Source organism: Sphingomonas sp. Leaf30 (assembly GCF_001422525.1).
Taxonomy (GTDB): domain Bacteria; phylum Pseudomonadota; class Alphaproteobacteria; order Sphingomonadales; family Sphingomonadaceae; genus Sphingomonas; species Sphingomonas aerolata.
The window spans coordinates 48,680-70,341 of sequence record NZ_LMKZ01000016.1 but is presented as its reverse complement, the minus strand read 5'-3'; the positions used below and the strand labels follow the sequence as shown (position 1 = coordinate 70,341).

Annotated in this window: 17 protein-coding genes and 1 pseudogene; 11 read left to right on the top strand and 7 right to left on the bottom strand. The window is 56.7% G+C overall.

Annotated elements, in window-relative coordinates; translation table 11 throughout:
* Positions 1-185: 185 nt before the first annotated feature.
* Positions 186-2,015: a sensor domain-containing diguanylate cyclase gene (locus ASE89_RS12190; protein WP_056678105.1), complete on the bottom strand. Its 1,830-nt coding sequence runs from the start codon at positions 2,013-2,015 to the stop codon at positions 186-188.
* 194 nt (positions 2,016-2,209) lie between these two features.
* Here ASE89_RS12190 and ASE89_RS21585 point away from each other — a divergent pair, with 194 nt between their 5' ends.
* The 6 genes from ASE89_RS21585 (at position 2,210) to ASE89_RS12180 (ending at position 7,982) form a co-directional block, all read left to right on the top strand.
* Positions 2,210-2,314, top strand: coding sequence for a DUF4113 domain-containing protein (locus ASE89_RS21585; protein WP_443024345.1), 105 nt, complete (start codon positions 2,210-2,212; stop codon positions 2,312-2,314).
* A 254-nt stretch (positions 2,315-2,568) separates the two neighbouring features.
* Entirely contained in the window at positions 2,569-3,033 is a 465-nt protein-coding gene (locus ASE89_RS21580; RefSeq protein WP_156363460.1) for a recombinase family protein, read from the top strand.
* Entirely contained in the window at positions 2,963-4,069 is a 1,107-nt protein-coding gene (locus ASE89_RS19840) for a recombinase family protein (protein WP_082451459.1), read from the top strand. Before ASE89_RS21580 ends, ASE89_RS19840 begins: the two co-directional genes overlap by 71 nt.
* A 342-nt stretch (positions 4,070-4,411) precedes the next feature.
* Positions 4,412-4,642 (top strand): hypothetical protein, encoded by a 231-nt coding sequence (locus tag ASE89_RS20420; RefSeq protein ID WP_156363459.1) that lies wholly within the window; start codon positions 4,412-4,414, stop codon positions 4,640-4,642.
* Positions 4,608-4,925, top strand: coding sequence for a hypothetical protein (locus ASE89_RS12185; RefSeq protein WP_056678102.1), 318 nt, complete (start codon positions 4,608-4,610; stop codon positions 4,923-4,925). The genes ASE89_RS20420 and ASE89_RS12185 overlap by 35 nt, the downstream gene beginning before the upstream one ends.
* Positions 4,926-5,849: 924 nt before the next feature.
* Complete coding sequence (locus ASE89_RS12180; protein ID WP_056678484.1) at positions 5,850-7,982, top strand: S8 family peptidase; 2,133 nt, start codon at positions 5,850-5,852, stop codon at positions 7,980-7,982.
* Positions 7,983-8,396: 414 nt separating this feature from the next.
* On the opposite strand, the gene ASE89_RS12175 is transcribed toward ASE89_RS12180, so the two are convergent.
* The 3 genes from ASE89_RS12175 to ASE89_RS12170 form a co-directional block, all read right to left on the bottom strand.
* A complete protein-coding gene (locus tag ASE89_RS12175) occupies positions 8,397-9,434 on the bottom strand; it encodes a transferrin-binding protein-like solute binding protein (RefSeq protein ID WP_056678100.1) in 1,038 nt (345 codons plus the stop codon).
* Positions 9,435-10,532: 1,098 nt separating this feature from the next.
* On the bottom strand, positions 10,533-11,057 hold the full coding sequence (locus ASE89_RS19835; protein ID WP_082451457.1) for a CAP domain-containing protein: 525 nt from the start codon (positions 11,055-11,057) through the stop codon (positions 10,533-10,535).
* A 162-nt stretch (positions 11,058-11,219) separates the two neighbouring features.
* Entirely contained in the window at positions 11,220-11,945 is a 726-nt protein-coding gene (locus ASE89_RS12170) for a L,D-transpeptidase family protein (protein ID WP_236701752.1), read from the bottom strand.
* Between the two features lie 2,735 nt (positions 11,946-14,680).
* Here ASE89_RS12170 and ASE89_RS21200 point away from each other — a divergent pair.
* The 3 genes and pseudogenes from ASE89_RS21200 to ASE89_RS19825 form a co-directional block, all read left to right on the top strand.
* Positions 14,681-15,053: pseudogene (locus ASE89_RS21200) on the top strand (transposase); the annotation flags it as partial.
* A gap of 253 nt (positions 15,054-15,306) precedes the next feature.
* On the top strand, positions 15,307-15,990 hold the full coding sequence (locus ASE89_RS12160; protein ID WP_236701751.1) for a recombinase family protein: 684 nt from the start codon (positions 15,307-15,309) through the stop codon (positions 15,988-15,990).
* Between the two features lie 184 nt (positions 15,991-16,174).
* A complete protein-coding gene (locus ASE89_RS19825; protein ID WP_082451455.1) occupies positions 16,175-16,672 on the top strand; it encodes a MucR family transcriptional regulator in 498 nt (165 codons plus the stop codon).
* A 278-nt stretch (positions 16,673-16,950) separates the two neighbouring features.
* On the opposite strand, the gene ASE89_RS12155 is transcribed toward ASE89_RS19825, so the two are convergent.
* From ASE89_RS12155 to ASE89_RS12145, 3 genes are all read right to left on the bottom strand, one after another.
* Complete coding sequence (locus ASE89_RS12155) at positions 16,951-17,361, bottom strand: hypothetical protein (protein ID WP_056678092.1); 411 nt, start codon at positions 17,359-17,361, stop codon at positions 16,951-16,953.
* Between the two features lie 40 nt (positions 17,362-17,401).
* Positions 17,402-17,608: a ParD-like family protein gene (locus tag ASE89_RS12150; RefSeq protein ID WP_056678089.1), complete on the bottom strand. Its 207-nt coding sequence runs from the start codon at positions 17,606-17,608 to the stop codon at positions 17,402-17,404.
* A 316-nt stretch (positions 17,609-17,924) separates the two neighbouring features.
* On the bottom strand, positions 17,925-18,332 hold the full coding sequence (locus tag ASE89_RS12145) for a response regulator (RefSeq protein ID WP_056678079.1): 408 nt from the start codon (positions 18,330-18,332) through the stop codon (positions 17,925-17,927).
* 584 nt (positions 18,333-18,916) lie between these two features.
* On the opposite strand from ASE89_RS12145, the gene ASE89_RS12140 reads away from it, so the two are divergent.
* Both ASE89_RS12140 and ASE89_RS12135 read left to right on the top strand, forming a co-directional pair.
* Positions 18,917-19,429 carry a GAF domain-containing protein gene (locus tag ASE89_RS12140; RefSeq protein ID WP_056678077.1) on the top strand — a complete coding sequence of 171 codons (513 nt, stop codon included), beginning with the start codon at positions 18,917-18,919 and terminating at the stop codon, positions 19,427-19,429.
* Positions 19,426-21,480 carry a putative bifunctional diguanylate cyclase/phosphodiesterase gene (locus tag ASE89_RS12135; protein WP_056678074.1) on the top strand — a complete coding sequence of 685 codons (2,055 nt, stop codon included), beginning with the start codon at positions 19,426-19,428 and terminating at the stop codon, positions 21,478-21,480. Before ASE89_RS12140 ends, ASE89_RS12135 begins: the two co-directional genes overlap by 4 nt.
* Positions 21,481-21,662 lie beyond the last annotated feature (182 nt).

The window sequence follows — 21,662 nt, the reverse complement described above, 5'->3', positions numbered from 1 at the left end:
AACGACCAAGCAAGTCCAATATCGATGGTATATTTTCTACCGAGCGATCTGCTGCTAGATGCTATCGAGAATACGTAAATTTAAAGATCATCAGATTTTTTGATACGCTCTGGATATTCATCCCTCGCATGCCATCGGATATTGCGTCTGAGACAACGGTTCAGCGCCATCGCGCAGTTGACTTATTAAGCCAAGCGCGATTGATTCCGGCCTGCGCTTTTTGCGTCGTATAACGCCACGTCGGCACGCTTGAGAATACCATTGGAGGTATCCTCGACCACGGTTGAGGCAATGCCAAGGCTGACGGTAACCATTGGTTGTGCGGCAACCTGCGACGCTTGAACGTTGGAGCGGACGCGCTCAGCGATCTGCAACGCCAAGCTTGCGTCGGTATCGGGCAGGATGATGATGAATTCCTCCCCGCCATAGCGACCGATAAGGTCGGTGTTCCGCAGCCCCTCGGCGGCGGCCGACGCGACGCGTTTAAGAACCTCGTCGCCAATATCATGCCCGTAGTGATCGTTGACCAATTTGAAATGGTCGATGTCGAACAAAACGATCGATAGCTTGGCTCCTCCGGCGGCGACGCCCTTCAATCTGGCATCGAGATATTCTACAATTCGCCGCCGGTTCGCGAGACCGGTCAAAGCATCGGTTGAGGCGAGTAACATCGCAGCCTCAGCACTCCGGTCGGCTGTGTCGCGAGCATCTCTTAGGATCTGCCGCGCCTCGATTTGCTCTGTGACATCGCGGATCAAACCGAAGAGTCCGATCGCATCGTCTCTCGACGAGTAAACGCGCTCACCTTGCGTCTCGACGTGCCGGACAGAGCCGTCGGAACGTACCAGCCGGGCTTCGAATGCAAACGGCTGACCATCCGTGAGTGCGCGCGTTACAGCCTCCGATACCCGCCGCCGGTCACTTGGATGATACAAATCGATGGCCTGATCGAGTGCTGGGGGCTGGCCGTCCGGCAGGCCGTGAATGTGGAATACCTCCGGCGACCAGAAGATAGCCTGATTGGAGGGATTGATACGCCAATGCCCGATATGCGCGGCCGCCTCAGCTTGATCGAGCAAACGGACACGTTCCGAGAGATTGATCCTTAAACGATCGCGAGCGGCAAGAAGCGTTGCCATCGGGAGCGCGGAAATGATTAGCGACAAAAGGTAGAACTGAAAAAATAGAATACGCGATTCATGCGACGCACGGATCAGGAAGATAGGCCCCGAGCCTAACCAAAGCGCAAGAGATCCGAGCACCACAACGACGATAATGCTGATGACCCCGCCGAGCATGCCGCCGCGCAGGACTGCGATTACGATGACCATCATAGGGACAAAAAGCATTGGAAACTGGCTTTGGGAGAACGTTATGCCGGTCGCGACGACCGTCAGCATCACGATGCCGATCAAATTCAGCGACTCGCGTACCGACACCGCTTGCTTCGCTGACGCCGCTACTTCAAATATGGCAAACAGCAGCGGCGTCACGAGCAACATGCCTAGCCATACCGTGCTAAGCCAAGCTAACGTGAATTCGGGGCTTGGCTGGGGAGAAATGCAGGCCGCCACTCCTGCACCTACCGACGCGGCGATCAACGTTGCGATGAAGAACGTGGATAAGCCTGATGGATCGATAAAAGATACCCGCCGCCCTGCTCGCCGCCGCAATATCAGCGTGGCAACCATCGCCTCGATCCCGTTTGCCGCAGTAAATCCAGCAGCGACGCCGAATCCTGCTCCATCAAGAAGGTTTGCCGCCAGACTCGCAACGATAGCAGCTATAGCGAACCGCCAAACCGCGCGCCGGGGCACGATTAGCAACGTTGCTAATAGAATGCCGCTCGGCGGCCAGATTGCGGCTATTCCGTGAGACCCCCGCGCCTCGATCAGCGACAACACGGCGAAGGCAAAATAGGCGATGCCGAGCAGCGCAGGACCGAGCGGCGAATAGCCTAACTGTGCAAACATTCGGCGCATGGTGATCATGTAGCCGAAAATGATTAACGGCACCGCTTATCAATTTAGATTATGGTCGGATCATCGCGTAAAGCGGCAAACGAAGCTGCCCCGCGTCGACATCCATCGTTCGGTAGAGGGCTGTAGACGCGCTCGGCAACTTTGCGTTGTACATCTGCCCTCAAGCGCGATCGGCTGATGGGCGTTCTCGACGAGCTTAATACCCGCTTCGGAAGATTGGCCGCCCAATGGCGTCACACGGGTTCAAGCGGCAGTGGAAAATACGATCTGAGATGAAGTCGCCCGCCTGGACACCTGACATTCCTGGAGTGCCGCAAGTTCGAGCAGGGTAAGCTGGTGAGCGATCGCCGATGCGGGTTTCGCGCGCAAGGCGGCCGCCTCGTTTCTATGACTCGAATGTGTCAGCTGCGGCTCTCAGAGCCTCCAGAGCCGACGCCAACCACGGACTAGCGTTCAAGGGGGGTGCCACCTTGGGTTGGGCGCCGATCCATCGACAGTGTTGCGTTGGAGCTATAGCCGCCTCGGAACACCGCTTGATTTGAATATATCGCTGATATGATAGTTACTGCCTATCGGAGACTCCGCCGTGATTCAGTCAGATACATCTGTAGAAAAAAGATACGCTTATTCATATGTTCGCTTCAGCAGCCCCGAGCAGATGAGCGGCGATAGTATCAGGCGCCAGACGGCGCTGGCTATTTCTTATGCCGATGAGTTCTCCCTCATTCTCGACGATCGCCTTACTTACAGAGACTATGGTATATCCGGATTCCGGGGTCAGAACTCTGCGTCAGGGCGCCTTGGAGATTTCCTTGGGGCAGTTTCTCTAGGGATCGTACCACAAGGCAGCCTTTTGCTTGTCGAGAATCTCGACCGGCTGAGTCGAGAAAGCGCCTTGAATGCTCAGAGTCTGCTGACACCAATTGTTCTTGCTGGGATAACGATTGTCACACTATCCGATCGGCGAACTTACTCGATCGATGAGTTACGTCGACCCGATGGGCTTGATATACGCGCTGATAAACTTTATTCGTGCGAACGAAGAAAGTGAGTTAAAGTCATTTAGGGGTAAGGCAAGTTGGAGCGCGAAAAGGGCGATCGCAGAGTCCGAGCCGATCACATCCAGCTGTCCAAGATGGCTTTCACTTGATAAGAATGACAAGACATTTTCAATAATACCAGCGAGGGCAAAGGTAGTCAAAGATATATTTTCATTTGCTAAAAAGGGCGTATCAAATACTAAAATAGCAGAAACGTTTAACCGCCATAAGGTGCCAGCTTGGAAGTCAGATAGTCTCTGGACGCGCGACAAAGTGGGTTGGATTGCCAGATCAAGCGCGGTGATAGGGACCTTTGTTCCTCATGTCATAGAATGGAAAGACGGGAGGCAGACCCGCGTCCCTTGTCCGCCTATACGTCGATACTATCCTGCTATCATATCAGTAGACACCTTTCAGCAAGTACAGACCGGTCGCCTGACCAGCAATTGGGCCGGCCATGGCAGTATTAACTATATTCTTAATCAACTTGCAGTGTGTGAAAATTGCGGCAGTTTGATGATTATTAGTCCATCAGCCCCGAATGGCCCGAGCATGATATGCTCGGCATCCGTAGCTGGAACATTAGCCCATTATGCGCCCATCGCCTATGGCCCCGTTGATGCCGCTCTTCGCCAAGGCCTATCCGCAATTTTCACTGCCTGCGACATTAGCGCACCTGGATATGGCCGAAGCAGGCGCCTTTCTGTAGCTCAAAACAATGTCGATCGAGCCAGGCGCGAGCTTCTTGCGGTCAGCCTTAGCTCATCTCATACCGATTTATTGGAAGAGATGCGCCATACCCTTTATCTATTAGAGCAGGATTTATTAGATAAGGCGGATATGTATCAACACTCAGCTACTCGAAAACTAGAGGAAAAGTTATCTGAGGCCATCGGATACCTTTCGACAGGTCGCCATGACAAAAAGTCGTCCATTGCTATAAACAAAGTAATGAGAATCATATTCTCTAAGGTGATTGTCGGTTCCGAAACAGGGTACATTGATTTATACCATGAGGAAGGAAAAACCCATCGTATAGATACATAGCGTCATACCACTATATTTAACCAACTACGAGACCTCTAACACATCAAATACTTATATGTTGGCGAGCCTGCATGTTGGTTTATCTAAATGCTGGATTTATTAAAACCAAAATCTCTATAATATGCTATCAATACATGTTCAATGCAATAAACAGCATTCTGCTATAATGTATATCAATACAGACGATACATATTGATAGTTTGTACAAATCATAAGTCGTTAAGAGCCGCCTATTTAATTATAGCTCTATACATATTTCAGGAGAAGTGGCTATGTCATCTTTTTTACATGAGCAGAACGAGATCTCTCAATGGCTTCGCCGCCCAATGAAGGACTAAGGTAATGACGCAGGCCAATGTTATTAATTTTACAACCCAGATTGAAGGCATGATTGCATTTGCTGATGCTGCTCAGGATTTTGTTTTGGCGGCATGGCTGACTGAAGCGCTGATTCGAATGAAGGCGCATGATAATTCTGTAAAAACTCAAATCTATGGCAAGTCTAGCGCGGTATTCTTGGAAGAGGTCGGTGGTGTGCATGAGCGACTACGACGAGATGGCATCACTAGCTGAGTCGATACTGGAATTTCGACGGCAGCGTTCGCGAGTTTTCCCCAAAGAAATCTTTGGTGAACTCGCGTGGGAATTGCTGCTTGAGGTCTTTATCGCCGACGCCAGGGGGGATGCGATAACTGCCCGTATGGCAGTTGCTAAAAATGCCGGAGCCGGGGCCGTGATGTCGCGGTGGCTTAAGTACCTCACGGCGGAGGGGCTACTGTTAGGGGACGGTGATGGAAACCTTGACGATGAGCTTGTACTTTCAGGTAAGGGTATGAAAGCAATTGAGGAATACTAATAGTGGCACGTGATCTAAAGCTATCATTGCATTCTACCACCATTCCGAATAAGTGAATGCTTATCGACCCGTTTCTACAAAAGGAAAAGTATAGGCCCAAGCGAGAATAGGCGGGGGAGCGCTTACCCGCAAGAGCCTATACCATTACATCTGAGAGGCACACGTCTAACACGTTGGCAGGGAACTTGGTTCAAGCAGAACCAGTCTGGATTGAATATTTCGATAGTTCGATAGAGAGGGTAACAGCTTCATCCCCGGCTGATACGGATTTTTCGACAGCTCTGACCGCTGAATGGCGATAACGTGAGGAAAGCGGATGGTCCGGTTATGGGAAGGCGGACGGTGATAGCCGAGCCTGCGCAGCGCTGCCGCCTTTCCCGATCGGGACGGTTGATTGGGAAAGCGCACCGCGCTGTTTCCGAGCCGTTCGGCCGCTCGTCGGACGATAGCGCGCCATTAACATCGGCAACGACACGGTCCCCTGAATCACGCGATAAAGCTCGGCCCATCCATATCAGCCTCTTTCGCGAGCACGGATCGTGAATCAGAGACGACCGCCGTGTAAATCCCTGATGATCCAGCTCGCTGCTCTGGTGAAAATTTGCGAGAAATTCCTGAGTTTAACCATCGGGCAACCCTTTGCATTCCAGTAATCTGCAAGTGATAAATAGGGCGGATGTCATGCGCGGCACGAAGGCGGGGCTCCTGCGATCGGCGGCATTGGGCTGCGGGTTGTTTCTCGGTGCATGCGGCGGTGGTGGTGGCATCAATTCGACACCGACGCCGCCTGACCCATCCGTCCCGCCAACCACGCCAGCGCCTGTTCCTACACCAACGCCCACTCCGACACCGACTTCGACACCCGCTCCGACAGCGACGAATTCCGACACACGCGAATACCGCGCGACGGTGGGTGCGGTGTCGATGAATGCGCTCGCAGCCTATAATCGAGGTGCGACAGGCCTGGGCATCGGCGTCGGCGTTATCGACAGCGGCATTGACCTGCAAAGCGAGGAGTTCGGTAGCCGTATCTCCACCGCCTCGACCGGGGTCGCCGGCAACACAACGATCGACGACGAGGGAGGGCACGGCACCGCCGTTGCCTTCACCCTCGCCGGGAGGCGCAATGGCACCGGTACGCACGGCGTCGCGTTCGATTCAACGCTGATCGTGTTGCGCGCGGATCGCCCCGGCACCTGCGTCGGCGGCACCACGGACGACGCCGAATCGGGCTGCAAGTTCTTCACCGATGCGATCGCCCGCGGGGTCGATACCGCGCGGACAGCAGGTGCGAAGGTCATCAATATCTCGCTTGGCGGATCGGCGATGCCGCAAAGCCTGAAGGATGCAGTCGGCCGGGCGACGCTGGCCGGGATCATCGTGGTGATCGCGGCAGGCAACGACGGCACCGACAATCCCGACCCCTTCACCGATGTCGCCAATGACAGCATCGCCCGCAACATGGTGATCATCGCGGGTTCGGTCGGTGCAGGCGACACGCTGTCCACGTTCAGTGACAAGGCTGGCACGGGCGCTGCACATTTTCTCACCGCAGTCGGCGAGCGGGTCCCCGCACCGAACAATAACGGGGCTAATTTCCTCTGGTCGGGAACGTCGTTCGCCGCCCCGCAAATCTCCGGCGCCGTCGCTTTGCTCGCGCAGGCGTTCCCCAATCTTAGTGGCGCGCAGATCGTCGACATACTGTTCAAGAGTGCGCGCGATGCCGGCGCCGCAGGAGTCGACGCGATCTATGGCAATGGCGTGCTCGACCTGACGCGCGCATTCCAGCCGCTCGGGACGACGTCGGTCGCGGGGTCGAGATCTGCGATCTCGTTCGTCACCAACGGCATGCTGTCGGCACCGATGGGCGATGCCGCGCAGGGGTCGCTGGGTGCGGTCATCCTCGACGGTTACGCCCGTGCCTTCGCGACCGATCTTGCCCCGACGATCGGCCGCAGTGCACCGTCGTCAACGTTGGGCGGCATGCTCCAATCAAGGACCCGGGCGGTTGCCGTGGCGCGTGGCGGCATGACCGCGTCAGTGACGTTGGTGCCGAAGTCGCGTGGGTTCGGATCAGGTAGCACAGACAATGATAATAGGCGGTCGATCCTGACCAGGGCCGACGTTTATCCAAACGTTGGTCCGAATAGCGGGTTCGACGCCGGGCAATCGCGCGCGATTGCCGCAACGATGACGCAACGGCTTGGCGAGACGCTGTCGTTCGGGCTCGGCGTTGCGCAGGGATCGACTGCAATAACCGCGCAGCTGACGGACCAGTATGACCCGGCGTTTCTCGTTGCCACCATGTCGGGCCTCGGCTTCGACAGCAGCGCGCGGGCGTCGAGCGCGGTGCGGCAGCGTTTTGGTGGGTTCGGCGTGACTGCGGGGATTGAAACCGGCGATGTGCTGTCGCGCCGCGAGGCAGATGGATTTGCGCGTACCGGCTGGCGGCGGTCAGGCTATGAGCGCGTCGCTATCGGTGTCGATCGGCAATTCGGCGCGGTGTCGACATATGTCTCGGCTACCCGGATGAGCGAGCAGAATACGTTTCTAGGTGCGAGACTCGATGCCGGGCTAGGTGCTGCGCGTGCAGCGAGCTGGTTTGCCGATGCCAAGGCGCGGCTTGACGGCGGCGATGGCTGGTCGATCGGCGGCTCGTTTCGCCAAGGCTGGTCCAGCACGCATATCCGCGGCGGTCTCAACGGCGGCGGCATGCTCCATACCCGAGCATTCGCAGCCGATATCGGCAAGGCGGGCCTGTTCGGCGCCGACAGTATCGGCCTGCGCATCGCCCAGCCTCTGCGGGTCACAAGGGGCGGGATCAATCTCGCGCTGCCGACCGCCTATGACTATGCGACCAGCCAGGTAACCGGCTGGACCACGCAGCGCCTGAACCTCACGCCAAGTGGCCGCCAGCTTGATATCGAGACCCGGTACGGCCTGCCAGCGTTTGGAGGCGGACTTGAAACCAATCTGTTCCTGCGCCACGACCCCGGCAATTTTGCGAATATTCCGACCGATTACGGTTTGGCGGTGCGCTTCAACCGCGGATTCTGACACGCGGGGCCGCTTAACTACCGGCCCGGATCCACGCGGTCGGACTGGCTGTCCTGATTGTAAGATGGTGGCCAAGCCTTGGACGGGATCTCAGCGATGCAAGGAAGAGGGCAGCGAAAGCAACAAGGGGTCGGTTCAGGCCGAGGACAAAATGGCACCTTAGGTATTACCTCCCAGCTATAGGCCATGAAGGTCAACCACCATCGAGGCAATTTTGGGCGGTATCCACAAGCAGATTACCGCCTCGGTGTCGCACATATCCTGAGTTTCGGACGTCGCGTATGTCGCCGGTTTTGCGACAGCGGGATGGCTGAACTGGTGGGAAGGCGAGCGGCAGCTCCTGGGCGGAAGGTACAGTCCGCTACTGTCGTACGTCGTCTTACAGTCCTAACACCGCTGAAGCAGGATAGGGTCTTACTCCTGACCCGCCAGAACACCGCCGAGCACCGATCCGGACTCCCCTGATGAGATCAGCACTAGGCCGATCTCGTCACCCGTTGGTCCGTAGAGTGCGCCGGTCAGGTACCCTGCTTCGAAAACACCGGTACCGCGGACCGTGACCTTGCCGGTAAGCGTGCCGTCCGCCGCGATCTCTCCAACGATCTCGACCGTCAGCGTGGGTCGAACGGGGGTAGAACCAAGATATTGAGCGATCGTGATCTGACCTGTGAGTGTCCGCCGACTGTAATCGACGGTCAGGACGGAGTCGCCGACATAGTCCTGCACGTTAGCATTTGAAAAATACCGCACCCCGAAAGACTCGCCGACAAACGTCCGAGTGCCTGCCGTCGGGACGGCGTTCGACATGGTGCGATCACCGACGAGTTGCAGCGCGCGGCTCTGAGGTGGGTTGCCGCTGGCGGCGACACGCACGTCCAGAAGTCGGACGCTTTCAGTGACGTTGTCCGTCCTCGCCGCCGTAGCCGCATTCTTCCGAACCTCCTCAAGCAGCGGCATGATGAGGAAGGCGGACGACGTCTGGCCGATCCGGCTCTGATAGCCTCGTGTGGGCAGGAACCGCTCGGCGCTCGACCCGGTGTAGAAACTATTGCTGCCGGCACCGCGATAGCTGTCGGATGCGAAGGTCTCTTTGTATGGAATTACCGGGCCGGTGTGTCGGACGACGATGGTCTCATCTCCGTCGAAGTTGATGTCGCCGAATGCGTTGGCGCCCGGCGCATCGGGATCGCCAATCGCAACGCTGAACGCCGTCGCGTTCTGCGTATCGAGCGTGTTGCCAGTGCCGCCCGCAGTCAGACCTGCCTGTACGAACGTCTGTACGACGACGGAGGGGGTTGGCGTGGGTGAAGGGGTTGGCGTGGGTGAAGACGTCGGCGTTGGCGATGGGACGCTAACGATCGGCGCTGTGGATGTCCCACCGCCACCACCGCCACCGCCGCACCCGGCCAACGCGAGTACGCAGACACCGGACAGCAAACGGTTGATAATCATACACTTGCCCTCGAGATCTGCTTGCTATTGGTACAGGTCTGCCTGACACTATGCGAGTAACTGACCGCCACGTCCATCGATAGCGGGTACGGCTCGAGCAGCTGAGCTTGATCAGCGGATCGGCATTGACAAGCTTCCAGTTCTGAAAAGCCCCCTCTCGTTTGCCGGCGCCCGGCCCGGCGCCCGGCTTCGGGCGGAGGCAGACATTGCGGTGTCGCGGAAGTGCTGATTTCGTGACACGCAAATTGCTGCCGGCTGTCGGAATGATATGTGTCGAAAACCCCTGTTTGTTGACCACTCAAGATTGAAGTGAGGCTTCGACACATTTGCCCGCTGGACCGCTATGATTGGTAAACACGCGACGGACAGATCGTGAAAGACGTAGAGGGCGCAATAATCGCAGTGGTCGACCTGGGGGAGGCGTAGACGGGCACGTGACAAATGAAAAATAGCAAACGGCAAACGGCAAACGTTGAGCTATATGACCACGAGGTACAGGAGAGTGTTTTATCTAAACCTAGGAGCTTGAAAGTCGCAAATTGTTACAAATAAGTCGCCGGGTGTTCTGCGTACTTTCTGAGAGCGACGACTTACCGCCTGCTTAAGGCGCATTATGGCGCCGACCGGCGAGGAGTTCTGTTCCAATGTTCGAAAGTGCTTTAGCGCAGCGGGCGACAATCGCCCTTTGATCATTCGCGCGTCTGGCAAAACTACGCCCGGAATACCGTCAGTGACGAGTTCGATTTCAAAGGTGCCGTCGTCATTTACCATCCCGATGACCTCAATCGGTGCTGTCGCCCTTTTCGCCCGGCGCAAGTTCGGGTCAAGGCAGCATGGCCATACCATCGAGTAATGTCGCTGTATCGCAAGCCGATCATGACGATGAGGCTTAGGAGGCGACGTCGCATTTTCTCTTCGTATATAAGCCTCGAATGACTGTAATTAATCGTTCTGCTGTTGCAACTAAAAGTCCTTTTCCCGACAACAGTTCACGCGCACGATCTGGAGAGAGGTGACGCGCCAAAGGTGGTTCAAGCCGCTTCAATTAATATTCGCGCCGAGCTGTTTTAATGAACCGAGACACCTCTATGCTTGCCCTCAGAACGGCTTCTCGCCAAGGTAGTTTCCAGCGCTGTTGTATCGACAGACGAGCACGTCTTCGCGAAATCCCGTAGCCTCGGCGCATCCGACCTCGTGCGTGTCGCGCCACATCAACTGTGTGTAGTGACCTACGTCGCCGATCTTGCCCGTCACGCTATTATTAGGAAACAACCCAGGCTTGTAATACCGCTTTTCTCTAACCCAGGCTTCTACACGAGCCTCAAGAGGATAATAACCTTTCGTTCCTGCCCAGAGGTTTTCTCCCTGTGGATCGGACGGCAATTCGGGCGCGTGCTCGAATGCTCCCGTTGCGGCGAGATGATCGGCCCAACGCTGCGCCGACTGCGCCAACCCGGCATTCCAGCGCAAAGGCGCGATGCCGAGCGCCGCTCTCTCCCGATTGTGCACCGTAAGGATACGGACGTCGAAGATCGAAGCCAAGCTGGTTGCGCCGATCAGAAACGGCGAGGATAGAAATAGTACAGCAACAGCCGCCTTTGATAGTAACAGTTTGCCCGGCATAATGTCGAATGCTCCGTTAAGTAACGGACGTTGGCACGGCATTCTATCGGGAGGGTTGCTATGTTCGGTTAGCAATGCGTTAAGTAAAATCGCTTCCTCGAGCTTCACTTCAGCTGCGGGGACTTGAGGGTTTGGCCTATAACAGCCTGCCTTGAGGTCGAGTTAAACGATTACCACCTGATCCCCTCGGCGCATTTGCCCGTAGAGAAGTTTGGCGAAAGCGAGCGGAACGCCGATGCAACCGTGTGTCGCAGAGCCTTCGCGGACGTTGCTGGCATGGATGGCGACGCCATCTTCGGTGAGCCGCAACATAAAGGGCATTTGAGCGTCATAAAGCGTCGACCGGTGAGTTCGTGCCTTGGAGAGGACCGGGAAGATGCCGGTTGGTGTTGGCTTGCCGTCAGTCCCATAAAGGATGACCGTCGTACCGATCTCATGACCGGCTCTAAATACGGATAGAGTCTGATGCCCGCGGTCGATGCGCACCCAAGTCAATCCGGCTGGAGTTCCAACTTCTTCCCAAACATAGTCACCGAACATCATCGGCTTTTTGATATTTAGCACGCTGCGGACGACGCGCTTCTCGCCATTCGGTAACAACAACTCGGGGTAGCCCGTTGAAGGGTAACGTATACGCGAACTCGGTTCCGTTACGGCGTTAAACGACCGAATGGGTTCTTGGACCTTAGGCTCGGAGCAACCGCCAACAATCGACAACATGTAAATGAAGCATAGAGCGATGCGACCCAATGGCGTGGGCCTCGACAAAAGTGCGAATTCGGAAATTGCCACCACCGTCACCGAACTTGAGCTGGCGGTCGCCCTTTGCGCCGTGCGGCACGTAAAGCTGAACCGATACCAAAAAAACCAGCCAGCATCATGAGCCATTGCGACGGCTCTGGCACGCTGGATACGGGTACACCGCCGGAGCCACCGCTTCCGCCGCCAAAGAACGGGCCGAATATAGGCGTGATCAATAACGGCGGGCCGAAGTTTAACCCGTTTTCTGGTACTGGCGGGTTGAAGAAAGACTCAGCCGGTAACGCTACAGTCACGTCGAGGCGTGGGAAGTTGGTTGTCAAATCAATAAATGGTCTCCATCGGACGTTGGAAAGCACACGTTCTGTCGGTATCCGATTAGCCGGGATGCGAGGAACGCCCCTCGCGGCCTTCGTTTGGACTAAAGTGCCGGAGCTTCTTTGGCCAGGAGAACGTAGCGCAAGCAACTCCAGGGGGTCCGCGAGGACGGCCGCGATCGCTTGCCGCGTAGGACCGGGGGTCATTGCGAAAAATCCGGCCGCGGCAGCTAAAGACGCTAACAGGAAGGCGCACCATGCGCGCCACGATCTCTTATTTGCATGCAGTTGCTTCTTACGAAACTTATTCATATCCCCCCCCGGTTGATATATACGTTAAGAATAACGTTAAGCTTTTCGCGTGAAAAAACAACGACGTTAGAAGGGCATCAGGGTAACCGGGGCAGATTGGCCGGCGGTCAGCCCTTTGCAAGCCGACCTGCAGGTGAAGTCAAAGCATTTGAGGGTCTGTTCCGCTCGGGCTACGCCCGCCCGATTCTGTTAAAAAGGCAGGGTCGGCAGCGGGCAAGCCCGTGTTTTAAAACAGCCGGGCGCGCGTGACGCCTCAGGCGGGTGCCATCTGTGTCGGCATCGGGATCAGCTTAACTACAGGCCCCCAATCAACTTTCTGTGCAGCGTTCGATTTTACAGCGCCTGTCGCGGCGAGCACGGGCGCCTCACCTCTCGTAAAGGGCACTAGTTGATTTGTAGGGCGGAAGTGTCTCGATCCTGACCATTGCTTACGACGTTAAAGCGTCTGGAGGGCCAGTGCGGGGCGTCCAAAACCTACCCGCAGGCAACAACTGTAGCAGGATACTTAATAATCAAACCGCCCGACCTGACTAGGGAGGGCTACGATGCCTGAAGACGGAAGCACTGCCAGCCACGCAAATTCGCATCAGTAACGTATTCAGACCTGCTGCGGTTTAACATATAAAACGCCCGGCTTTTGCAAGCCGGGCGAGCCAATTACTTGTTTGGCTTGTCGAAGATCCAATAACGCATTTTCGGTCCCCTTGTTTGCTAATTAAAATGCCGCCCTTCGGCGCCGCCAGCGTTGTAAGTTTAATATTTCATTAACATGAACGAACAGTCAGGCTTTGACGTCAGTGCGATGAATCGAACGCTTTTTGAGGCAGTGGGATTGGTGCAATACCTGAAACTCTAACGGCTTGGTCGTTGCCCATCCGCTCGAGTGCTGGGAGAGATTTTGGCCCAATGGACATCGACAGTGCGCAGTTTTTCGTGTCCGGACCATATACCTGAGTTCCGGGCGATCATCATTGCAAGCCGCTACACCTAAGGTTGCAGCACGAGCGAAGAGCCGCTTTTTCCCCACCTACGAAAAGCTTGGCCGTTTGGCTGTCTTACGGTCGGGGTTCTTGCGTCTGGCATTGGCAGTATTGTACTGATGGGGAACCTGTTGAGTACGTGCGACTCCTCAATCGGTTGTGCTGAAACGCATATTTTGGCCAGTCTCGGGTGGGCGCTATTAATCGCTTCATCATTCGCCGCACCAATATGGCTGGTCTACCCTTCGGCTGGCACATTTACGACCAACTTCTTTCTGACGTTCGTGGTGGTTCTTACCGTGCTGCTCTGCTTCAGCCCTACCGTCGACCTTCTATTCAGGATCGATAGATGAGAACCGTCATAATCTGCATCAGATGTGAGTGAGTCGGCCTTTGATCAGCATTGGTCGGCTTTTCTTGCCTATAGCTATGTGAGCTACTATCACTTCTGCCGCCTGCACGTCCGTGTTTTGGCGTAAGCGGAATGGCCGCAATCGGGCGACTGCGGAAGGGCCGCTTCCTGACGTCCGCTCGCCACTCCTGAATGGTGCGGCGTCGTAATTAGCTGAACATACCGCAACATTAGCGGTTTCAGGCTCTCGCCTACCTATGCGTCCGCCGCTTCATCTTTTTTAGGGACTGTGCGGATTGAACCTGCGCCGGACCGCTTTGCCCCTTGCTCTTGCGAGCCGGCTTTGCAGGAGCGCTCGTGACGTCAAAGGAGAAGCAAGTGTTGGGCTTCGAAAGGGTGTCGCCGATCATCTTCGAGGCGACAACCCGTTCTGACGACCGTGAACAATACGACAAGGTCTTAAGCGCGAAAAAATACCCGGCTTAGAAAGCCGGGTATTTTTAAGTTCAGCTTTTATGAGGCTTACCATTCCTCTAGTAACGCATTGCATGATGCCCTGCAAAACACGTTAGCAAGAACGATGACATTCCAACATAATTTCAACTATATCAACCCCGGATGGGCTTACCGATAGGCCAGTAGCGCATGTGAACCTCCCTAGTTGAGAAAGCGTCTGTCTTTCGACAGGGGCACTTATGCATTAAACTCTTTTATAAATTACAACGCGATAGGGTTTAAAGCGTGTTAATCGCGAGGCTTGGCTTTCAGTATTTTACCCTGTTGATGATGCCTCGAATCTCTCAAAGCCTTCTTTGGTAAAGGCAGGGTAAATTATCACCGAACTCACGTGTGTAGGCTGATCAGGTGAAAGTGAACTCGCCATCAACAAGATCGCCGCTCAACCGCCTGCGTCCCCGCAACCGCATTTTATGCAAGCCCACGGCGATGTTGGTAAGGATGGCTTCATCCGTTATCGCGCCCGCCAGCAGGACTGCACCAGCTGCAGCCTGGGGCAACGCGGCACGGCCAACATGCCGGCCCGCAAGGTCGCTGGCTCCATCCACGAGGGCGCGCGTGACCTGGCCCGCAGCCTCCCGTAGCCAGCGGAAGAAGGTGGAGATGCTGTTTGTGCATCTCAAGCGCATCCTGAAACTGGATCGATTGCGCTGCGAGGTACCAGCGGCACCAGAGACGAGCTCTTCCTAGCCGCTACACCCAGAACCCCCGCAAGATGCCCAAGTTGATCCCGATGCCGACGCATATGGCACCCGCCTGAAGCGCCGCGCAAACCCGAGTGTATTTTAAACTACGCGCTTGCTCGATGCCGCCCCCCCCACTTCTTCAACATGATCGGGCAGAACCGGCCTGGCTACGTTTATGCGCCGACTGCCCACCACGCCCCTGTCGGAAAACACATGATTTGCAACACCCTCAGTCTTGGCCGCAGCTGGATCAATGCAGCCTCCGGAAATGTGGTTCGACAAACCCTGTCGCTTTGACAGGGTGTTCGAGAACGTACTTTAGAGGGTTTGTCGTACACGCTCGTTGGATATATGCGGGTCTCGTCGGCCGATGACCGCCAAACGGTCGATCTCCAGCGTGACGCGCTAGTCGCAGCCGGCGTCGATCATCGTCATTTCCATACCGACAAGGCATCCGACGCACGCGACGATCGGCCGGGACTGAAAGCCTGCCTCGATTATCTGAACGCTGGCGACACGCTGATAGTGTGGACGCTGAATCGGCTTGGACGGCCACTGCCGCACCTACTGTCGATCGTTACAGACCTGAAGGCGCGCGGTATCACGTTCCGATCGCTGACTGAGAAGATGAATACGACCACGTCACACGGCGAATTGCTACTCTCTCTCTTCGGCGCACGGGCACAGTATGACCGAGCACTGATGCGCGAGCGCGTAATGGTCGGGCTCGCCGCGGCGAAGCGTCGTGAACGTCAGGGTGGCCGCCCACCTATGATTAATACTGAAATTCCCGAACGAATTGCAGCCGGCACTGGACGGTGGGGCCAGCAAGGCGTCTGTCTGCCGGACCTCAAGATACCGCGCTCGACGCTTATCAATGCGCTGGCCCGGATCGGCTGGACCACACCGGCCAAGGCCTGGACCCGATCGCATCAGACCGACTGTCGGCAGAACACGACGCTATCAAGAAGAGGTTCTGCATGGTCACTCATCCTGGGTCACCTGCCGTAATCACGGCACCAAACGATGGGCAAAACATACTTCGTCTTACGCAGTACGTCCCAAGATGGACAACCAAACACCATTTTCCTGAAATATCGTCAGGCGACTATCTTGCTGGTTAAATATCTATTTATCTTGAAGTTGGGATCGGTTGATCCTAATTGCATACTTTGCACAAGATATAGAGATTACAATGAGCGATGAGATCAACGCGGTTGAGTTGGCCGCAGAACTGACTGCTGCGTGGTTAGCCAATCCAAACACGCGCACGAATGCGGACGATGTGCCGGCATTTTTGCGGTCAATGCATGCCGCTGTCGCTCAACTGTCAGGCGCGTCTATCCCAGCAGAGCCGGAAGAAGCTGCCCAAACTTATGAGCCTGCTGTCACGGTGCGTAAGTCACTGGCGTCGCCCGATCACATCATTTCAATGATTGACGGCAAGCCATACAAGACATTACGCCGCCATCTGTCGAGCAACGGCCTTACGGCCCAGGAATACCGTGCACGCTATAATCTGAAGGCTGACTATCCAATGGTCGCGCCAACGTATTCAGAAGCGCGTCGAACGATGGCGAAGTCGATCGGCCTGGGGCGTAATAAGCCTGGTCAGACGGTCGAGAAGGCTACTGATAATACCCCTAAAGCCCCTCGTAAACCTCGCGCAACTAAGGTCACTGAAGAAGCATAAGCAAGGCGGGGAGGTTAGCCCTCCCCGTATCCCTTCCGGCTTCGCTAAATTTCGCGACAGAGCGTTTGCACATTCGAGACCGATGACGGCTTGTATCGCATCGCAAAAGGGCTAAATTTATGACGTTGCGAATGTCGGCGCTTTAGCGACAATAAAATGTTGCACCTTGGGGATTGCCGACTGGCTGCTTTTGGGAACGAGGGTGGCGATAGCCGACATTGCGGCCTTGCGGTTTTGCAACGACGGTATTTCGGGAATGGTCGAGCGGCAGCATTCGATCAGAGCTTAACGCCTTTTGCCGTCCAAGCTGCCATCTCGCCATCGGCTATGGTAAGCGATACGCGCCAGGTGTTGGTATGCCGTAGGACATAGACATGCTCCCACTCGGCCACCGGAGCGTCATCAGCACCCATCATGCGATAGGCCATGCGCGCTTGAGCAACGCCCGGGAACAGTTCGTCGGCGGATAGCAGGGCGCCCTCCGGCCGCACGATGCCCTGAGCTCGATAGAAATCGAACAGCGTGGCACAATGGTCACGGAACGCGGATCGCGGCATGGCGAAGTTGCCGGTGGGGGTGGGAAACAGTCCAACCTCGTCCCATAGCTCGCTTAACGTGCCTGCGTCTTCACGTGCGAAGGCATCGACGTAGCGGCCGAAAAAGTCTGCGATGTCGTCGTGAAAAGGCATGTCAGTCCTAGCTGGTGGCTGGGTCGATGGCAGTGCTTGATCAAGCCGCAAGCGGCCGGACCAGGCGGACGTTCGCCTCCGCGAGCTGCGCCTTCATGATGTCGTTGAAGGCCATGGTGGGATTGGCCTCGGCGAGCATACCGATCTTCATCCAGAACTCAGCCTGAGCGTTGATCGATCGGCACATGACGGCGCTGGCGCGGCGGGCTTCCTCGTGCAGCTCGTCATCGATCTTCACCAAACCCATTATCCAATCCTCATGCCCCGATATATGCATCGTCTATGTATCGTATATTATGGGGTCAATAGCTGTTGCGCCCTACTGCGGCCCCGCGAAGAAGGTCGCGCCCTATGAATGGCCGGTATCGGGATCTAAGGTCGTCACCCTGATCGTCCGGGCGTCGGCGGGAGCGGACATAGGCTTGTCGCGTAAGTGCTAAGTCTCGGACGTTTCGAATGTCGCGACTTTTGCGACAGCGGCATGCGCTAGGCGGTGGACTGCGAGAAAGCGTTCGGGGCGAACCGCTGATAGATGCCAACTCGCATCCAGCGTAAACGCCAGTCTAGACCGCTTTTTTCAGGGGCTCCGGCAGCTTGCCATCGGGAAGGGTCTTGCGGAGATGGCCATGGATCATCTGCGCATTGAACGGCTTGGATACGAATGTCGCCTTGTCAGGCAAGTCACCTGCCTTCGGGCGGAGGTGGCCGCTGCCGATGACGATCTCAATCCAGGGGTAGTTCTCCGCAACGTGGTGGGCGATTGCGAAGCCGTTAGTATCGCCCGGCATATCGACGTCTGAGAAGAGCAGGGTGATTGTGTGCGCAAACTCAGGCAGCATCGCGATCGCAGCATCGCCGTGATCTGCTTCATATGTACGGAAACCTGCATCTTCGAGAATGCCTGTGACATCCATGAGGATGAACGGGTCATCGTCGACGGCAAGCGCATAGGGGACTGTTGATAGGGACATGCCGGACTAACCCGTAACTTACGAAAACGGCACCATCGAATCGGTGTCTCGGCACTGGTTTTGACACGGCTACGCCATCGTTGCAGATACAGATCCCCAATTGCCTCATTGTCCAAGTGGACCCAGACAATAAAATGCCCCGCTGCGGGGGGGGGCAGCGAGGCGTCTTAAAACCAGCGAAACCAAGGGGGGACAAGTATCCGACCGGTTATGACAAAAACAGAGCAGCGCGGTGTCGGTTCCGCACATAGTTACAAAAATGCCCTGCCGGTCTAAGGACCGACAGGGCATTGCGAGCTTTCACCGCCGTTCCCCCCGAAAGGGCAGGACGCTTCAAGCACATGTAGAAACTGCTTAGCTTGTAGTGTGTTCCCAGTGCTCGCCTGTGATGCTCGCCCATCTGGTTGGTCGAGCGGGCGTCAGAAGTTGTCATCAAAGGATATGGTCGGCGATAACGCCCGCGACGCGCGGTGCTGAAACGCAGGCGCGCAGCCGGTCGGGGTTGGCACCTCCCAGGCGCGGTTACGGTTCATCAACAAGTTCAGAAGATATGTCACCGGTTAGCTATTTGATGGTGCCCTTCGATGCTCAAAAATCTCCTCCATGAGCACTTACGCTCACTTGCGGTGAAGGGGCTTGGCGTCCTCGATACCCCTGCAGAGCCGAGCTTCGACCGCTTCGTCAACGAAGCCGCCTCTGCCTTCAAGGCTCCGATTGCGCTTCTTTCGTTGATCCACAACGAGGATCAGTGGTTCAAGGCCACGCATGGTCTGACACTATCTTGTATTCCCCGTGACAGCGGCTTTTGCGGACACGCGATCGACCATGAAGGCGCACTCGAATGCTGCGATCCGCAAAGCGATCCACGCTTCGCTTATCTCGCTGTGGTCACCGGCGATCCGTTCGTTCGCTACTATATCGGCGCACCCCTGCGACTGTTGAACGGTATCGATGTCGGTGCCCTTTGCGTTGTCGACACCGTCACGCGGTCACCTGCTTCTGCCGATCAACGCGCATATCTGCTTGGCCTGGCACGCCAGGCATCGATGGTTCTCGAAGGTCGGCGTGATCTCTGGCGTGCAAGGACTGCGGCATGATGCAGGTGGCCTTATGTATCACGCAGCAACACGACCTGCGCCTCGTATTCACAGCGCTACTGGTGTGCCTGATAGGTTCGGTCGCAACCGTCCAGCTGTTCGGGCGGATCCTGTCGGCGAGCGGCACCAGCCGGGTAGGCTGGGTCATGCTGACCGCGGTCAGCACGGGAACAATGGTATGGTCTACACATTTCGTGGCAATGATGGCGTTCCGGACGCAGGCGCCTGTCGTCCTCGATCCGATCCTTACCCTGGCGTCGCTGGTGCTCGCCATTGTCGTTGCAGCGCCCGGACTTGCCCTGGCTGCGACCAAACGGCGATGGGCGGGTGCCGCTGGCGGCGGGATCATCGGCGTGGCCATTTCGACGATGCATTATCTCGGCATGTCCGCATACCGGATCGATGGTCTTGTCACATGGGATTGGCGCTATGTCACCGCCTCGGTCGTCCTGTCCTCGGTGCTTGCGGCAGCTGCATTCCAGACGAACAACAATGCTGACCGCTGGCGAAGGGCACAGGCGGCAGGCTTGCTCAGTCTCGCCGTGGCCGCTCTCCATTTTACCGGCATGGCATCGATGCATATCACGGTGCTGCAACTGGGCTCAGGTCTGTCAGACGGCACCTTGTCCGCGCTCGGCGTCACGACAGCGGTTGCTGCTATGCTCGTGGTCGGATGCGCAGCCCTCAGCGCCCTGATCGATGGCCATACCCAGGGTGAATCCTACCGGCGGCTAAGGCGTATGGCGTTGCACGACGGGCTTACCGACCTGCCGAACCGGATGAGCTTCAACGACGAACTTGGCCGCAGGCTTGCGATGCGCACGGGCCTGCCGTGTATGGCCGTCGTCATGCTCGACTTGTCGCGCTTCAAGGCCGTTAACGATACTTACGGCCACCAGGCCGGCGATCAATTGCTGATCGCACTGTCTGCCCGTTTCTCGGCCATGCTGAGGACGGGAGAATACATCTGCCGCTTGGGCGGCGACGAGTTTGCGGGGCTGATTTCATATACGTCGGCCGATGACCTGTCCGACTTCCTGGATCGCTTGCACGAGACGTTCGTGGCGCCGTTCGAGTTCGATCGGTTCACCGCCTCGGTAAGCGCCAACATAGGCGTGGCACTGGCCATTCACGACGGTCGCGATGCCGACACCCTGCTCGCGAAGGCCGACCTCGCCATGTACCGGGCAAAGTCGCTGCATTCTGACGCGCCGTGTTTTTATCAGGCGGACATGGATGATGCCGTACGCGAACGTCGCGAGCTGGCCAATGACCTGCGCGATGCCGTTGCTGCCGGCAGCTTCGAACTGCATTACCAGGTTCAGGCATCGGTAAAGACCGGGGAGGTCACCGGTTACGAAGCACTCATCCGCTGGCAGCATCCAGTGCGGGGCGCGATTTCCCCTGTAACGTTTATTCCGATCGCCGAAGACAGCGGTCTGATTGTGCCACTTAGCATCTGGGTATTGCGGCAGGCGTGTTTCGAGGCGGCCCTCTGGACCAATCGCCATGTTGTGGCGGTGAACCTGTCGCCGCTCCATCTCTCCGACCCACAATTGGTGGAGACGGTTCGATTGGCCTTGCTCGACAGTGGGCTACCTGCCGAGCGGCTCTCGCTCGAGCTTACCGAAAGCGCCATCATTCACGATCGCCGCTTTGCCCTGAACCAGCTGCGCCAACTGAAGGCGATGGGGATCGCCATTGCGCTCGACGACTTCGGCGTGGGATATTCGTCGCTGGACGTTTTGCGGGCTTTTCCCTTTGACCGTATCAAGCTGGACGCTTCGTTTGTAGCCGAGATCGAACATAGCGAACAGGCTGTCGCCATCCTGCGCTCCGTTACGGCGTTAGGTATCAGCCTCGACATGCCGGTGCTGGCAGAAGGCATCGAGCAGCCAGCACAGCTATCGATCGTAGCCCGGGAAGGCTGCGCTGCGATCCAGGGCTATCTGATCGGTAAGCCGTCGCGTTCGCTCGCCAGCCCGGACCAGGTTCGTCGCGCGATGCTATTGGCACCGCGGGCTGTTGAAGAGGGCGCAGCTTTCGGCTGACGACCCGAGCTTCAGCGTGAGAGGACGCCCAGAACATCATCAGCGGCCCGTGCTCTGGGCAATGGGCGATCGACCGGTTCGTGGATTGGTCGAGCATCCGCGAACATCTGAAACCGTTCTACAACGAGATGGGACGATCGTTTTTACGCCCCCCCGTCAGCCGGCCGGGCCGAGGCGAGTGG

Coding starts and splice junctions, on each gene's coding strand:
- ASE89_RS21585 (WP_443024345.1), top strand. CDS start 2,210: ATGGCGTCACACGGGTTCAAGCGGCAGTGGAAAATACGATCTGAGATG.
- ASE89_RS19840 (WP_082451459.1), top strand. CDS start 2,963: ATGAGTTACGTCGACCCGATGGGCTTGATATACGCGCTGATAAACTTT.
- ASE89_RS20420 (WP_156363459.1), top strand. CDS start 4,412: ATGACGCAGGCCAATGTTATTAATTTTACAACCCAGATTGAAGGCATG.
- ASE89_RS12185 (WP_056678102.1), top strand. CDS start 4,608: ATGAGCGACTACGACGAGATGGCATCACTAGCTGAGTCGATACTGGAA.
- ASE89_RS12180 (WP_056678484.1), top strand. CDS start 5,850: ATGAATGCGCTCGCAGCCTATAATCGAGGTGCGACAGGCCTGGGCATC.
- ASE89_RS12175 (WP_056678100.1), bottom strand. CDS start 9,434: ATGATTATCAACCGTTTGCTGTCCGGTGTCTGCGTACTCGCGTTGGCC.
- ASE89_RS19835 (WP_082451457.1), bottom strand. CDS start 11,057: ATGCCGGGCAAACTGTTACTATCAAAGGCGGCTGTTGCTGTACTATTT.
- ASE89_RS12170 (WP_236701752.1), bottom strand. CDS start 11,945: ATGGCTCATGATGCTGGCTGGTTTTTTTGGTATCGGTTCAGCTTTACG.
- ASE89_RS19825 (WP_082451455.1), top strand. CDS start 16,175: ATGAGCGATGAGATCAACGCGGTTGAGTTGGCCGCAGAACTGACTGCT.
- ASE89_RS12155 (WP_056678092.1), bottom strand. CDS start 17,361: ATGCCTTTTCACGACGACATCGCAGACTTTTTCGGCCGCTACGTCGAT.
- ASE89_RS12150 (WP_056678089.1), bottom strand. CDS start 17,608: ATGGGTTTGGTGAAGATCGATGACGAGCTGCACGAGGAAGCCCGCCGC.
- ASE89_RS12145 (WP_056678079.1), bottom strand. CDS start 18,332: ATGTCCCTATCAACAGTCCCCTATGCGCTTGCCGTCGACGATGACCCG.
- ASE89_RS12140 (WP_056678077.1), top strand. CDS start 18,917: ATGCTCAAAAATCTCCTCCATGAGCACTTACGCTCACTTGCGGTGAAG.
- ASE89_RS12135 (WP_056678074.1), top strand. CDS start 19,426: ATGATGCAGGTGGCCTTATGTATCACGCAGCAACACGACCTGCGCCTC.